The sequence below is a fragment of the Kiloniella majae genome, from assembly GCF_002118315.1.
GTDB classification, from domain to species: Bacteria; Pseudomonadota; Alphaproteobacteria; order Kiloniellales; family Kiloniellaceae; genus Kiloniella; species Kiloniella majae.
In genome coordinates this window covers 20,823-37,086 of record NZ_MTSZ01000005.1, presented here as the reverse complement: position 1 = coordinate 37,086, position 16,264 = coordinate 20,823, and the positions used below count along the sequence as shown (strand labels likewise).

General features: G+C 45.4%; 11 protein-coding genes. 1 reads left to right on the top strand and 10 read right to left on the bottom strand.

Going from position 1 to position 16,264, the window contains the following annotated elements:
- Positions 1–26 precede the first annotated feature (26 nt).
- From BKB51_RS14685 to BKB51_RS14640, 10 genes are all read right to left on the bottom strand, one after another.
- Positions 27–1,235 (bottom strand): methyl-accepting chemotaxis protein, encoded by a 1,209-nt coding sequence (locus BKB51_RS14685; RefSeq protein ID WP_085901875.1) that lies wholly within the window; start codon positions 1,233–1,235, stop codon positions 27–29.
- 61 nt (positions 1,236–1,296) lie between these two features.
- Positions 1,297–2,367: a protein-glutamate methylesterase/protein-glutamine glutaminase gene (locus tag BKB51_RS14680; RefSeq protein ID WP_276327924.1), complete on the bottom strand. Its 1,071-nt coding sequence runs from the start codon at positions 2,365–2,367 to the stop codon at positions 1,297–1,299.
- 10 nt (positions 2,368–2,377) lie between these two features.
- The gene (locus BKB51_RS14675) at positions 2,378–3,046 is read right to left on the bottom strand and encodes a hypothetical protein (protein WP_218044050.1); all 669 of its coding nucleotides are present in this window, start codon (positions 3,044–3,046) and stop codon (positions 2,378–2,380) included.
- Between the two features lie 10 nt (positions 3,047–3,056).
- A complete protein-coding gene (locus tag BKB51_RS14670; RefSeq protein ID WP_085901872.1) occupies positions 3,057–3,968 on the bottom strand; it encodes a CheR family methyltransferase in 912 nt (303 codons plus the stop codon).
- 85 nt (positions 3,969–4,053) lie between these two features.
- Positions 4,054–7,323 carry a methyl-accepting chemotaxis protein gene (locus BKB51_RS14665; RefSeq protein WP_085901871.1) on the bottom strand — a complete coding sequence of 1,090 codons (3,270 nt, stop codon included), beginning with the start codon at positions 7,321–7,323 and terminating at the stop codon, positions 4,054–4,056.
- A gap of 109 nt (positions 7,324–7,432) precedes the next feature.
- Positions 7,433–10,552 carry a methyl-accepting chemotaxis protein gene (locus tag BKB51_RS14660; protein WP_085901870.1) on the bottom strand — a complete coding sequence of 1,040 codons (3,120 nt, stop codon included), beginning with the start codon at positions 10,550–10,552 and terminating at the stop codon, positions 7,433–7,435.
- Positions 10,553–10,778: 226 nt separating this feature from the next.
- Positions 10,779–11,357 carry a chemotaxis protein CheW gene (locus BKB51_RS14655; RefSeq protein WP_085901869.1) on the bottom strand — a complete coding sequence of 193 codons (579 nt, stop codon included), beginning with the start codon at positions 11,355–11,357 and terminating at the stop codon, positions 10,779–10,781.
- A 6-nt stretch (positions 11,358–11,363) separates the two neighbouring features.
- On the bottom strand, positions 11,364–13,634 hold the full coding sequence (locus BKB51_RS14650) for a chemotaxis protein CheA (RefSeq protein WP_085901868.1): 2,271 nt from the start codon (positions 13,632–13,634) through the stop codon (positions 11,364–11,366).
- A 117-nt stretch (positions 13,635–13,751) separates the two neighbouring features.
- Positions 13,752–14,117, bottom strand: coding sequence for a response regulator (locus BKB51_RS14645; protein WP_085901867.1), 366 nt, complete (start codon positions 14,115–14,117; stop codon positions 13,752–13,754).
- A 6-nt stretch (positions 14,118–14,123) separates the two neighbouring features.
- Positions 14,124–14,420, bottom strand: coding sequence for an STAS domain-containing protein (locus tag BKB51_RS14640; protein WP_085901866.1), 297 nt, complete (start codon positions 14,418–14,420; stop codon positions 14,124–14,126).
- 822 nt (positions 14,421–15,242) lie between these two features.
- Between BKB51_RS14640 and phnD the strand changes: the two genes are divergently transcribed.
- A complete protein-coding gene (gene phnD, locus BKB51_RS14635) occupies positions 15,243–16,220 on the top strand; it encodes a phosphate/phosphite/phosphonate ABC transporter substrate-binding protein (RefSeq protein WP_085901865.1) in 978 nt (325 codons plus the stop codon).
- Positions 16,221–16,264 lie beyond the last annotated feature (44 nt).

Here is a 16,264-nt window from a genome sequence, read left to right as displayed (position 1 = left end):
AAATAAGATAATTACACGATAAGTGATTAAAACAGTTCTATATCATCTTCGTCATCTTCCACTTGGCTTTGAGCGTCGGCTGGTTCGTCATCAACAGAGATATCGTCATCATAGAGAGCGTGCATGATAAAACGCTCGCGCATTTCGCCGAGATGGAAGCCGTTGATCAGCTGATTAAGCCATTCCCTATCAAGTTCAGGTGTTATCTGTTCACCTACCTGTTCTTCCGTTTTGGCTTTCATTTCCTCCCCGGCTTCGGACAATACTTTCAAGGCGTCGAGAATATTGCCAAGACGTTGACTGGTTCTATCCTGGAATTGAATACCTGTGATCATTTCAGATACCTGGCGAGTCATATTGTCCGAGTTACTTGCTGAGTGTTCTATAGTTTTACTAAAGGAATCGTTACGATTGATGAGGCAGGTCATGATTTTTTCGATACGTTCCTTGGCCATGATATTTTCTGTCATGTCGACAGAGGTAACTTCTTTCAGGTTTCCCTGACTGTCTGCTAAAGATCTGGACACATCAGAAATCTCTTGCCTGATCTGGCCTGAAAGATCGTTAATGGAACTTGAAAGTTCTCGCACGCCATCAGCAACAACTGAAAACCCGGCGCCAGCTTCGCCAGCCCGCATGGCTTCAATCTTCGCGTTAAGGGCCAGCAGATTTGTCTGTTTGGTGACGGTTTCAATATCAGTCACTCTTGCTTGTACTTTTTCGACATTACCCAAGAGATCTTCCATCGCATAAGCCATGGACATCCCGTGTTTGGATACGTGTAATATCTGCTCAACTACGGTGTTAATAGACCCTTCCATAACGTGTAAGATGTCCGTTAGGGTAATTTCTTTATCATCGACAGTTACTGTGCTGGCTGATTCTATAATTGATTTAAGATCTTCGGCCTGTTTGCGAGAGAAATTAGCAAGTTCCTGAAAGTTTTTTGAGAGCTCTTCAGTTGAAGTCTCAACGAGTTGGCCTGCGACTTCGACCTCTTTTGTTAGTGCTTTAAAGGTTCTTTTCTGTACGTCAGATAGGCCGACCCATAAAGTCAGTAAGTCATGCATGCCTTTATTACTGCCAATCGGCGGGCTTCCGGGAATGACGGGCAGGCTATGATCAGTGGTGTCGTCCTGAACAGATGGCGTGTCCTGTTCTGAAGTATCCTCTGTTTTATTCGCGGCGGCGTCCTCGGTAGGAGCGTAAATTTCGGGTTGTGCAACCATAGCCATTCGTTTCTCCTTACTATGTGAGGCGTATCCCCCACGTTCTCGTGTGTGCGTTTCGTGGTGCTTAGACGCGGATATGCCGGTCCTTCGCGGCACCACAAGCACTCAACATTACTTCGGCCATTTTCTTCAAGGGAACTTGATGCTCAATGGCTCCAATTTCATATGCTGCTTTGGGCATTCCATAGACAACGCACGAAGCCTCATCTTGACCGAAGGTTTTCGCCCCGACTTTTTGTAGTTCCAACATGCCAGCAGCGCCATCTTTCCCCATGCCAGTTAGGATAACGCCTATAGCATTCTTTCCGGCGGCTTCGCAGGTAGAGCGGAACAAGACATCGACTGATGGTTTGTGGCCGGATACAGCCTCTTCGTCAGTCAATTGACAGAGATAGTTTGCACCTGATCGGTGTAACTTCAGGTGTTTTCCACCTGGGGCAATATAGACGTGTCCAGGGAGGACTCTTTCCCCGTGTTTTGCCTCGCTGACGGAAACGGCAGAAATTTTATTGAGGCGTTCGGCAAATGTTTTTGTAAATTTCTCGGGCATGTGTTGTGTTACAAGTACAGCAGGACTATTGGCGGGCAAATTTTTAATAACGACACGTAAAGCTTCGACACCACCGGTTGAGGCACCGATGACAATAACTTTTTCAGTCGTTGAAAACTTGATGTTTGAAAGAGGATTTAAGGCGAGTTGTGCCTCTGGTTCACGCTCAAGCGTTTTTACCTTTGCCAGTGCTGCAGTCTTGACCTTGTGAATAAGCTCATCGGCGCGCTGTTCAATGCCACGCTTCATATCCAGCTTAGGTTTTGGAAAGAAATCTACGGCACCCAGCTCAAGAGCATTGAGCGTTGCTTCTGCCCCTTGTTGTGTCAAGGAAGACACCATAACCACGGGCATGGGTCTTAGTGTCATTATCTTTTCGAGGAATGATAAGCCATCCATTCTGGGCATTTCGATATCAAGGGTAATGACATCAGGTAATAGCTGCTTGATCATCTGACGCGCTTGATATGGATCCGTCGCCGATCCAACAACTTCAATTGTCGGATCTTGGGATAGAAGGGCTGTCAGAAGCTCTCGCATAAGAGCTGAATCATCAACAACAAGAACTTTTACTGGGGTCAAAATAAATTCCTATTCAAAAGAGTTCAACGCTACCTTCAATCTCTTGATGATTAAGGTTGGTGCTAAGCTTTCTCTCGCTCATCACCACTTCTTCATCAAATGCATGGGGCAGGAGCTTCATCTTTACGACACCGGTTTTTGGGAAAAAAATAATCTTCCGTGCCTGGGTTCCACCTAAATGTTGTGATGAGGGAGCCAGGTGTTCGTTTTTTAGATAACGTTCGACAAACTGTACGTTTTTCTCACCAACAAGATTGGATGAATTCAGAACGTGTCCACCGCCAAAGAGCTTGATTTCCATCCGATTTTTTGCGCCGCCCATAGCCAGTATATCGTTCAGCAAAGTTTCCATGGCATGGTTGCCATACCGCATTGCTGCGCTACTGCCGCCCCACTTACCCGTGTCGCTTTCTGGCAGCATGAAATGATTCATTCCGCCGACACCGAGTGCTGTATCGCGGATACAGGCGCTGACACATGATCCCAGTGTGGTAACCAGCATTTCATCGTGTCTGGAAGTTACGTAATGTGTCCCAGGCATTATTTTTACGGCATAATGTTTGAACTTGGGGTCAAAAAACCTTTTGGGTTCTCCTTCGTGTGGATGACGCAGGTCCGTGTCATCGGAATAAAAATGATCAGGTACTTTTTGGGACGGGGACGCTTTGTTTATGTCTGTCATATGTAACATTTTACCCTCTCCGATCCTGACGCTGGTAAATGGTTTTCCCGATGAGTTTGAGATTGGTTTCATCCGGCAAGCTTTCTGAGTGGCCAATGTAAAGCCAGCTATCTGGCCGGAGTAATTCGGCATAGCGTTTACCAAGAGATACCTTTGTTGGCTGGTCAAAGTAGATCATGACATTTCGGCAAAAAATAATGTCGAAAGGCCCCTTCATTGGCCATTGTTCCAGTAAATTGAGCTGCTTGAAGGTGATCAGGTTCCGTAACTCTGAACTCATTTTAATCTGGGTTTCAGATATCTCTTGTGTATATTTTTTCTTGAATTTGTCTGGCATAGCTTCGGCAGATTTTTTGTTATAGATCCCGGACATACCAGTTTGTAGCATGCCAGTATCAAGATCTGTGGCCAGGATTTTTATATCTATGGATGGTGTTCTCTTTAAAAGTTCGCTCATGATAATTGCGATGGAATAAGGTTCTTCGCCAGATGAGCATCCCGCTGACCAAAGGCGTAATCGGCGGTTTTCACCCCGGGCTGTTTGTGCTTCGACGATTTCTTCGCAAGCAGTGAAAAGGTGTTTGAAATGATGTGACTCTCTAAAGAATTTTGTCAGGTTTGTTGTTATTGCATTTATCAACATGCCTGTTTCGCTAGTACCATCGGGACTGTCGAGATAGCTCAAATATTCTTTAAAAGAATACATTTTTAGCTTGCGCAATCGTCTGGCAAGACGTCCGTAAACCATGTTTTTCTTATTATCTTTCAGAACGATACCAGTTCTGTCATAGACCATTTTTGTCAAGGCTTTGAACTGTTGATCAGAAAATGGAAACTCGCGCTCTTGGTCCTCGCCCGTTGCCCCAGGGTGAGAGGAAACAGATTTTTTTGTTTCTGATGACGCGAGTGCTGAGGATGTCATTGGTTCTACTCTTTTGTCCTGTGCAAGGTGAGGGATCCCATATTCAATTTCCTTGTTTTAGAATTCCGGGGTCAAAATACTGTGTTTAGAATTCAGACCAGTCGTCATCATCTTCGATGGCAACGGCTGTCGCGGTTGTGGGTTTCAATGCTGTGACCCTTTTTGGTGATGTCTGAGGTTTTGGCGTTGTCGTCGGCGAAGCCTGTTTGACTTCCTTTGGTCTTTGGGGACGACTGGCGCGTCCTGTGTCGTTGGTTTTGAAGAACCCGATCATTTCGGATAGTCCTTCAGCCTGTTCTTCCAGGGTGCGGGCCGCAGCAGAGCTTTCTTCCACCAGCGCTGCATTCTGCTGGGTCATCTCATCCATTGCTGTGACCGCCGCATTGATTTCCTCAACGCCTGATGCCTGTTCCCGACTAGAGGCAGCAATCTCGGAAATGATGTCAGCAACGCGTTTGGATGAATCAACAATTTCGGACAAGGTGTCACCGGTTGAGCGAACCAGTGTAACGCCTTCCTTGACCTGATCGTTGGCTTCCATGATCAGGGTTTTGATATCTTTGGCTGCTTCACCTGAACGCTGTGCCAGTGTTCGTACTTCGGCAGCAACCACAGCAAAGCCTTTGCCTGCTTCTCCAGCCCTTGCCGCTTCAACCGCAGCATTGAGGGCCAAAAGATTGGTCTGGAAAGCGATTTCATCTATGACCCCGATAATATCGGACACCTTCTGTGATGCCTGCTCAATACCTGTCACAGCAACAACAGCTTCCTGTACAACTTCTCCGCCCCGTTCGGCAGTCTCTGTTGCGTTCAAGGCCATCTGGTTTGCCTGTTGAGCACTGTCCGCATTCTGTTTCACTGTGGTGGACATTTCCTCCATAGAGGCCGCTGTTTGTTGCAAGCTGGATGCCTGTGCCTCTGTTCTTTGGGACAGATCCATAGAGCCAGAGGATATTTCCGTAGAGGCCGCTCCGATTTCATCGGTGGTGGTGATGATTTCCCCGACAGTTTCAGACAGTCGTTTTGATGTCTGGTTCACATCCTGTTTTAGGGTTTCATACATGCCAGTGTAATCGGTGGTGATTTCATGGGTAAGATCCCCGCGTGAGAGGGATGACAAGGCTGTTGCCACGTCATCAACCACATCGCTGACATTCTTGTTGAGGGAGTTGAGGGCGTTGGTCAGGGCCAGCATAAAACCTACTTTACCTTCTGCGGACAGTGATTTTGTGAAGTCCCCTGTAGAGATGGCCTGAACCATCTGATCAACCTCGGCCTCAATAGCAAGTTCTGAAGTTACGTCCGCCCACTCGACCACGGTTCCCAGGCGTTCTCCTTGATCATTGGTAATTGGATTGGCAATGAGATCAAAGGCTCTGCCCCCCACATTAATCCGACCTTGATATGTAGTGGTCAGAGCTTCGAGCATGGTGCGTTGATGGGTGGGATTTTTATGGAAGCGGTCAATACTGCCGCCGAGAAGTTTGTTACTGTCAAAGCCGGTCAGGTCCTTGCGGATATCGGCTTCTCCTTCGCGCATCATATTGAGAACAGCCTCGTTCATGTAGATGATGTCAAAGTCATTGTTGGCAACCATGACATTGGCTGTGCAGCTATCGAGGGCGACTTTGACACGGGCATTTTCCTGGGCGATGCGATCCGCTTCCTGCTGTTCAGCAAGCTGGACCGTTACGTCATCCCACTCAACTACAGTACCCAAACGCTCCTCATTTTCATCGTTAATGGGAGAAGCGATGAGGTTAAAGGTTCTGCCGCCAACTTCGATAGTTGCGCTATAGGGTTCTTTGAGGTTTGTGAGTAGGCCGCGTTGATGGGCAGGTGATTTGTGAAATGTGTCGATGTTGGTACCGAGTAGTTTATCGGTATCGAGGTTTGGCAGATCTCTTTTTATGTCGCTTTCAGCCACGCGCATCATTTCGACCATGGTGTCGTTCATATAGATGATGTTCAGGTCAACATCCGCAACCATCACATTCGCCTGACAATTATCCAGCGCAGACTTGATACGAAGATTTTCAGAAACCATCTGATCTTGCTTAGTCGCATTGTCTTTAAATGTCTGTAATGTCGATGCGATGTCTCCGATTTCATCACGGCGGTTTAATCCTGAGATTTCGAAAGATTTATCACCTTTTGCAAGCCGTAGCATTTCTGCTGTAGATCTTTGCAAGGGGCGCACAATAGAGCGGGCAAATACCCATCCTAACAGAGCGACGACAACCAGCACGATGGCGCTAATCATCAATATAAAAAGTCTTTCCTCCCGTGCAGGAGCCAGCATTTCCTGTTCATCAATTTCGGCGATCAAAGCCCAGCGCGTATCTTGAAATTCAAAGGGCTGGTAAGCAGAAAGAACGGGAATGCCACGATAATCCGGTGTGATTTCAATGCCGCTTTCCCCTTCCAAAGCCTTTAGTACAGTGTCTGTTTTTACTTCTGTTTTCAGAATTGTTGATTCTTCTGAGAAACGTGAATCGCTTCTCATAAGATAGTCACTGCCGACGAGATAGGTTTCGCCGGTTTTCCCCATACCTGCGCTTAATTGCAGGACTTGGTTGATCCGATTAATTGGCATCTGGAAAACCAGAACGCCTTGAAAACCTGTTCTGGAAATGACCGGTGTTGCGATAAAACTAGCTGGTGCACCGTTACTTGGTGCATAGGGGGCAAAATCGATGAAGCTTATATTGCCTTCTTTTTTGCTTGATAATGTTGCCTTGAAAGCTTGAGCTAGGCCTGTTTGATTATACTTTCCATCAAGCAGGTTTGTTGCATAATCAAGCTCTTTGAAAACAGTGTAAACAACATTACCTTCTGGATCGATCAGGAATATATCGTAATAATCGCGTCCTTCGAGCATTTGGCGAAACCAAGGGTGGAAGCGCTGGTGCTGTGTATGATAAGTGCCTTCAACAAGTGAGGGACCATTAAAAAGATGTTTCTGGCCCAATGCTTCCTTATTACCAAAAGAGCTTGTTGATGTGAGGCCTTGTTCGTTGATGTAAACACTTTGAAGGGACTGTACCGGATCACTGTTCAGGCGTTTTTCAGCGATAAAGCCGTCTGTAAAGCCGGACAGGGCGTCCTGAATATTACTGTTCGCTGCCGTGATAACAATATCTTCTCTTATCGATTCAAGATACTGATTTAACGCGGAGTTACGCGCTTCCGCGAGAGCCCGCAGTGTTTGCTTCTTTTGCACAACAAGAGTGTCAGATGTGCTGTTTATGCTAAAGGCACCAACTGATATCACAGAGATCATTGCTATCAGAACAAACAAGATGGGCAGTTTGTGTGCAATCTTTAACGATAGCTTGCTAAATATTCTGTGCATTTTGTGTCTCCGTTTTACAGCGAGTTCTCTTAAGTAAAGAGGTGTTTTTTGCCCTTTGTTCTCTTACTTAATTTCCTTGTTTTAGAATTCCGGGGTCAAAATACTGGGTTTAAAATTCAGACCAGTCGTCATCATCTTCGATGGCAACGGCTGTCGCGGTTGTGGGTTTTAACGCTGTAACCTTCTTTGGTGATGTCTGAGGCTTTGGCGTTGTCGTCGGCGAAGCCTGTTTGACTTCCTTTGGTCTTTGGGGACGACTGGCGCGTCCTGTGTCGTTGGTTTTGAAGAACCCGATCATTTCGGATAGTCCTTCAGCCTGTTCTTCCAGGGTGCGGGCCGCAGCAGAGCTTTCTTCCACCAGCGCTGCATTCTGCTGGGTCATCTCATCCATTGCTGTGACCGCCGCATTGATTTCCTCAACGCCTGATGCCTGTTCCCGACTAGAGGCAGCAATCTCGGAAATGATGTCAGCAACGCGTTTGGATGAATCAACAATTTCGGACAAGGTGTCACCGGTTGAGCGAACCAGTGTAACGCCTTCCTTGACCTGATCGTTGGCTTCCATGATCAGGGTTTTGATATCTTTGGCTGCTTCACCTGAACGCTGTGCCAGTGTTCGTACTTCGGCAGCAACCACAGCAAAGCCTTTGCCTGCTTCTCCAGCCCTTGCCGCTTCAACCGCAGCATTGAGGGCCAAAAGATTGGTCTGGAAAGCGATTTCATCTATGACCCCGATAATATCGGACACCTTCTGTGATGCCTGCTCAATACCTGTCACAGCAACAACAGCTTCCTGTACAACTTCTCCGCCCCGTTCGGCAGTCTCTGTTGCGTTCAAGGCCATCTGGTTTGCCTGTTGAGCACTGTCCGCATTCTGTTTCACTGTGGTGGACATTTCCTCCATAGAGGCCGCGGTTTGTTGCAGACTGGATGCCTGTGCCTCTGTTCTTTGGGACAGATCCATGGAACCAGAGGATATTTCCGTAGAAGCAGAGCCTATTTCATCGGTGGTGGTGATGATTTCCCCGACAGTTTCAGACAGTCGTTTTGATGTCTGGTTCACATCCTGTTTGAGGGTTTCATACATGCCAGTGTAATCGGTGGTGATTTCGTGGGTAAGATCCCCGCGTGAGAGGGATGACAAGGCTGTTGCCACGTCATCAACCACATCGCTGACATTCTTGTTGAGGGAGTTGAGGGCGTTGGTCAGGGCCAGCATAAAGCCTTCTTTACCTTCGGCCGCCAGTGATTTTGTGAAGTCCCCTGTAGAGATGGCCTGAACCATCTGATCAACCTCGGCCTCAATGGCAAGTTCTGAAGTTACGTCGGCCCACTCGACCACGGTTCCCAGGCGTTCTCCTTGGTCATTGGTAATTGGATTGGCAATGAGATCAAAGGTTCTCCCCCCCACATTAATCCGACCTTGGTATGTGGTGGTTAGGGCTTCGAGCATGGTGCGCTGATGGGCGGGGTTTTTATGGAAGCGGTCAATACTGCCACCCAGAAGTTTGTTACTGTCAAAGCCGGTCAAATCCTTGCGGATATCGGCTTCCCCTTCGCGCATCATATTGAGGACAGCCTCGTTCATATAGATGATGTCAAAGTCATTATTGGCAACCATGACATTGGCTGTGCAGCTATCAAGGGCAACTTTGACGCGGGCATTTTCCTGGGCGATGCGATCTGCTTCCTGCTGTTCAGCAAGCTGGACAGTTACGTCATCCCATTCGACTACAGTACCCAAACGCTCCTCATTTTCATCGTTAATGGGGGAAGCTATGAGGTTAAAGGTTCTGCCGCCAACTTCGATAGTTGCACTATAGGGTTCTTTAAGGCTCGCGAGCAGGCTCCGCTGATGGGCAGGTGATTTGTGGAAAGTGTCAATATTGGTACCGAGCAGTTTATCGGTATCCAGATTTGGCAGATCTTTTTTGATGTCGCTTTCAGCCACGCGCATCATCTCGACCATGGTGTCGTTCATATAGATGATGTTCAGGTCAACATCCGCAACCATCACATTCGCCTGACAATTATCCAGCGCAGACTTGATACGCAAATTCTCGGTTGCTATCTGGGCGCTTATTTCTGCTTCTTTGGTGAAGGCGAGTAAAGCATTGCCCAAAATACCAATTTCATCTGTGCGTTCAGGATTTATTTCGACATCCGCATTTTTATCAATAACCATCGTAACAAGTTGAGAGAGTGATCTGCTAAGGCCTATGACAATCAAACTGCCGAGGCCGATTGCGATGATCAGTAATAAGATTGTGCTTATTAAAAATGTAAGCTCAATATTGTAGGCATCATCTCGTACGTGCGTGATATCTTCGATAAGTGATTGCTCGGCTTTAATTTCGATGTCTCTTAGGGCGTTTATGCGCGAAGATGTTGTCTCAAAGAAATCCTGTCCGCTGATACCTTTGAGATCTAAGGTATCAGGATAGTTTGCAATAACATCACGCATTTCTGAAAGCTTTGTCATTACTGGGCTTGATAGCAGGTCACTAAACTGGGAAACCTGTTTCGCAGACGCATAATGCTGATAAATCCAGAAATAGCTCTGTTGTTTACTGATCAAGCTTGAGATTTGTTTGTATTTACTGGTGTCAAAGGATCCCAAAGCAAAGCCAGCAGTCCCTATTGCACGCTCTACCCCCGCATATTCTTTTGCCTGGAGCAAAGCAATTAAGGCTGTAATTTCATTTGATATACCGCCATCTTTGCTTTGGTGTGGCATTTCGGCGATGAGTTCAATTATGCTGGTGATGGTGCTGGAATAGTAGGCGGCCATTTCCTCTGCTGATAATTTTAAGTCTATGACAGCGGAGCGATATTTTTCGAGATCGCGCAGGGCCGATTGCACATTTTTGAGCTTGTTTGTAAAGCGTTCAGTACTGGAATGTGCAAAGAGATTTGCGAGCTGCGTGTCCAGAGTTTCTTGTGATGCGTTGGTAAGCCGGTGACTTTCTTCAAGTTGAGACTTGATTGTATTGGATCCGTTAGAGCCGATATAGCTTGCAGATGTTCCGCGTTCTGTCTGTAAATTGTGGATATAGGCCCCTAAATCCGGTGTAGATTCTGCGATATATAGAATCTTTTCCATGGATTGCACGGTCGTATTTTTTTCCAGTAAAGTGTAGGTGGAGTAAAACAGCAGGCCAAGCACAGGTGCTAGTAGTGCTATCCCAAATTTAAACTTCACTGGTAAGTTGTTTAAAAAGGTAACCATCGTTATCTCCGTCCTTACATTCTTTATTTACTTGGCTTTATTTGCGTGGCTTTTTTCTGTTTCTTTCGCGATGAACACATCATTTGTTAATAAGGCTTTTGATGAATTCGAATGAGCCAGGTTTTAATAAATTATTTGATTAAAAGTTTAGTGATTTTTGAATTTATCCTTCTTTGGTTGTGTTTTTTTGCAAAATAAAACGGTTAGAGTCCTAGGTTTTCTTGCGTTATGTCTCGTCTATTTTGCCTATAGCAATTCCGTTTTCGATCACCTTGGTGTCGAAGAGACGTTCCTGATTGAGAAGGGCGACCATTCGATCTTCGATCGTAACCAGACCGGACAGATATTCTTCTTCGATCAGGGTTTCCATTTTGGGGACGTCCCGGATGTCAGAATTTGATACGGTGAGAATGTCTGAAACGGTATCTACCAGAATACCAACCATCCGGTTTTTAACGGCGATGATGACAATGACATGCAGATTTGTGGCGTCTGTTTTACCAAGTCCAAAGCGGCATCGAAGGTCAAATATCGGAACGATAACACCGCGAAGGTTTAGGACACCGCGCATATATTCAGGTGTATTGGGTAAAAGAGTTGTTTCAACCCACCCCTTAATTTCGCGCACGGACATAATATCTACGCCGTATTCCTGATCACCCACTGTAAAGGTGATGAACTGTTGCTGTCCGGCATTTTCAACTGCGGTGGTGTTGGTTCCATCCATGCTTTGGTTATGTGAGTTTTGCCCGTCCTGTGCAGGTACGCCCATGTTTTCCTGTGCTACGAGGCTATTACTTTCCATCAGCGTTTACTCCATTACTTCGTATCTTTGCGTTTTCTCTTCAGTGGCTTTGTTGGTAAGTGCCTCTTGATCTTCAGGTCGAGAATTCGCCAGTTGATTTGTTGTTGTTGATTTTTCTTCGTCGGTATCTGTGGTTAATAAGTCGGGTTGATTATCTATCTCATCATCAGTGTTTTGCTTGTGACTTGCTTGTCTTGCCATAGCATCCAGACCGTCCACATCTAGAATGAGAGCAACCATGCCGTTTCCAAGGATTGTTGCGGCTGATATTCCGTCAACAGGGTCGTAGTTTTCTTCCAGGCTTTTGATAACAACTTGTTGTTGGCCCAGCAGTTCATCGACCAAAATGCCAACTTGTTTCCCGCCTTCTATTTCAACAACAACGACTAGTGCCTGACTTGGATCTTTTTGCGCGCCGGGAATGTTGAATAGTCGGTGTAGCCTGACCAGGCGTATATATTCACCGCGTAAAGAGACAACCTCTGCTCCATTTGAAAGGTTGTGGAGCTCTGTCTTGGCAGGACGCAGACTTTCAATGATTGCGGTGAGCGAAATAATGAACTTCTCTTTCCCGATAGCGACGACCATACCGTCCAATACCGCAAGGGTGAGGGGAAGAGACATGATGAATTTGGTGCCTTTCCCTGGCGTAGACTGTACGGAGATACGTCCACCGAGGTTACTGATGTTTCGGCGCACGACATCCATACCAACACCTCTGCCAGAAACGTCGGTTACTTCTTCTGCGGTTGAAAATCCGGGACTGAATATAAGGTCATCAATAGCCTCATCAGAAAGGTTCTCATCAACATTGATGATCCCCTTTTCTATCGCCTTGGCCCTAACCCGTTCGCGGTTGATACCACGGCCATCGTCGGTCACAATAATATGAATTCGTCCGGATCGATGTTCAGCGGATAGCGTGACAGTCGCAAGTTCTGGTTTTCCTGCTTTTTTGCGGTCTTCCGGCGTTTCTTCAATCCCATGGTCCAAAGAGTTTCTGATCATATGGGTTAAAGGATCAGAGAGCTGCTCAATAACTGTTTTATCAACTTCGGTATGTTCCCCGGACGTTTCCAGTTCGACTTTTTTACCTAGTTTGGAAGCGAGTTCTCGGACTAATCTTGGGATACGCGCGAAGACGGACTTCACGGGCTGCATACGAACAGCCATAACAGATTCCTGGATTTCCCTTGTGTGCATCCCTAAATCTTCAAAGCCCTTGGCCATGAAGGCGGCTAGCTCTGGTGGCAGGTTGTCAACCTGTTGACGTAACATTGCTTGTGTAATGACGAGTTCGCCAACCATGTTGACCAGACGGTCCACTCTATCCAGCTCCACCCGGATGGAAGATACGCGTTGAGAAGCTTGGCTATTACCTGTCGGAGTTGGTTTTCCTACTGTTGCTGGCGTTGGAATTGTTGGCGCCTGCATTGCTTCAACAGCTTGTTTCTTCGTCGTTTCCAGTGTTTTTGTCGAGTTGTCTTCTATTGGGGGCGCTGAGGTTGGTTGAGATGAAACGTCTTCCGGCTTTTGTGTTTCGTCTTCTATTTTTATGTCCAGATCACAATCTTCTGTGACAAATTCAAACACTTCTTCGACGTCTGTAAGGCTGCAATCAGAAACCAGTTCGAAAACCCATGAAAAATATGCCTCATCTGAGATGATTTTTTGAATGGAGGGTAAGCGATCAGTGTTAACTATGGTTGTCAATTCCCCAAGGGCTTTCATCTCTCGGACAAGGAGAAGAGGTTCGTTTGCATGTTGTAAAAGTTCGGGCTTGGGATTAAACGAAATGATATATTTTTTTGTGCTTTTCTCCTCGGATATTGTTGTTTCTGTCTCTCCTTCTTCAGTTGAAGAGTTAACAGGTTGATCAAACGCGAGAAGGTTCAGCTTGTTTTTGACATCAATAAAATCTTCTTCGGGTACCGTAATATCGTTTTGTGCCGCTTGGATGAGATTTGTCAAAATATCATTGGCTGAAAGCAAAAGCGTTACGATATCTTCGGTTATCTGGATTTCACCTTGGCGCATTCTATCAAGAAGGGCTTCGTATATGTGCGCAAAACCAACGAGTTGATCGAAGCTAAAAGCTCCAGCACCGCCCTTTACAGAATGAACAACACGAAAGATCGCATTCAGATCCTCTGCGTCAACATTTTCAGGGCTGTGTTGTAGGTCAGCAAGTCTTGTTTCTGCATCTATAAGCAGTTCAGCGCATTCTTCGAAATAAGTTGCTTTGAACTGATCAAGGTCAAAATCATTGGTACTCACTTTTCCCCCTTTTTACGACAACATCGTAGATCGGCGATTAAATGACAGCTTCCTGTACCAAACTCTATTTCAGGACTTTGGGTGAGTGGTGCGAGCAACTCACCTGGTTGGTTTGCTTTATGGGCAAACCTTATTGACTACCTGGAGCAACTTCTCTGGGTTAAATGGCTTCACAATCCAGCCTGTTGCGCCGACACTTCGGCCTTCGTTTTTCTTGTTACCATCTGATTCTGTTGTCAGGACCAAAATCGGTGTCAGCCTGTGTGTTGGGTTAGATCGTATTTCTTTGCAAAGTGTCAGGCCATCCATGTTCGGCATGTTTACATCGGTTATGACCAGATCAACACGGTCACCGCCAAGAACACGAAGGGCTTCACAACCGTCTGCGGCTTCAATGACATTATGTCCTGCACCTTTGAGTGTGAAGGAGACCATGTCCCGCATCGTTTTTGAATCATCTACTGTTAAAACTTTTAACCCCATATTTTTCTAGCTCCGCATGGTGATTTTTGAATAAAGGCCCAGATCTTTAAAAGCTGTAACCAAAGCATCAGAAGCCTCTGCGATCTGAAAAGTACGATCTGCTTCTATGCAGCTGACTGCAGCGGAATGAATAATCTGTAGGCATGCGGTGGAGGCTTTTTCCACACCTCCGGCATTAATGTTCAGGTCGAGGCTTCTATTGTCGGCATCAACAAATAAAGCGAGCAACTCTTCTGCAACAAATATATCCAAACTAGGCGCTAATTCGATTGTCGCCGTTTGGTCGGATACTTCCAATTTCATAGTGCTGAAATACCCCTTGAAGTTAAGGAAACAATTTCAAACCGTACTGATGAAAATATGCATACCCGTACAAAATGCATTCTATGAGTGTGGTCTGGATTCCTTAATAAGCCATTAAGCGTGTTTGTGGCGTTGAAAGGGACGTTTCATTTTCGTAACGCTCATAGGGTGCTTTAGAACATATGCATAAAATGTAGAGGTAATGTTTTGGGCGTGAAAATTTATTTTTGTTTCGTTCTTTATTTATTTGTTTTTTAAGAGAAAAAATAAATAAATAGGAGGCTATTTATAAAATAAAGCTCGTGAAAAAAATACAATTTTTAGAGATTTAAAGAATATCTAGGCTAGTAGGAAAATATAAAAGTAAGATGCGAAACTCTTTTGTAAACATCATTTTTAACAAGAATCTATCTCTTGAATAATTTTTGGCATTTAGTCTTAAAAAGTAGATCAAGAAGCTTATGGTTGTGTTGTTGGTGTGGGCGTACTTGGTGCAACAGGAATTTAAAACTCTCATGCTGCAAGCATCTCTTGTGATGGTCACGCATCGTTATCTGATGATTTCTTGTCCACTGATTAGTACTGTTTCAGCTTAAGTGAATTTTTCATAGGACTTACCCTTTAATTCAACAGAGATTTATAATTTTTGTGAAAACCATGTTTCAAATGAAAGTATATTGTGCTTCAATTGAAACTATTGGGTGAGGAAAAACAAAAAATAAACTCATCTTCAATTATGTCACCTCATAAGAGCGTGTTCCGATGTAGAGCATGTTCTTACGAAATAGACCAATGGGCGATACAATACTAAGGGAGGTATTGATGAAACTTCGGGACATTCTTTTTGGCTGCGCCAGTGTGCTAGCCTGTCTTTCTGTGAACGTATCAACTGCGACAGCTCAAGACTGTGCACGTGGAGATCTGGATACGCGTTTCTGTGATGTTGACGGCGACATGATTGCCGACACACCGACAGATCCAGCGAAACAACTTGATCCGGACACATTGATTTTTGCTTATACACCTGTCGAAGATCCTGCCGTTTATAAAGAGGCATGGTCTGATTTTCTTGACTATCTGGAAGAAAAAACCGGGAAAGACGTTGTTTTCTTCCCTGTCCAATCCAATGCTGCCCAGATCGAAGCGATGCGGTCGGGACGCCTTCATATCGCGGGCTTTAACACTGGATCTAACCCTCTTGCAGTGAACTGTGCCGGTTTCAGTCCTTTTACTATTATGGCACGAGAAGACGGCAGCTTTGGCTATGAAATGGAAATCATTACATACCCGGGCAGCGGTGTTGAAAAAGTTCAGGATTTGAAGGGCAAAGCTTTGGCCTTTACATCACCCACATCAAATTCTGGGTTTAAGGCGCCATCAGCCATCCTGAAAGCTGACTTTGATATGGAAAAAGATCGCGACTTTGAAGCGACCTTCTCTGGAAAACACGATAACTCTATTCTTGGTGTTGCTAATAAAGATTATATCGCAGCTTCGATCGCAAACTCAGTGAAGTTTCGTATGATCTCACGGGATGTGATTAAGGAAGATCAGGTTAAAACGATTTACAAATCACAGACATTCCCGACAACAGGCTTTGGGGTGGCTTATAATCTGAAGCCGGAACTGCAGGACAAAATTAAAGATGCGTTCTTTAGTTTTGAATGGGCAGGGTCATCTTTGGAAAAAGAGTTTAAGAAATCCAAAGAAAGCCAGTTCATACCAATGACCTACAAAAAATTCTGGGATGTTATTCGCAAAATTGATGCGGCTAACAATGTTTCTTACGCCTGTAAGTAACAAGAATATTTGAATTTTTTTACAACAGCCCGACACCTCCAAGG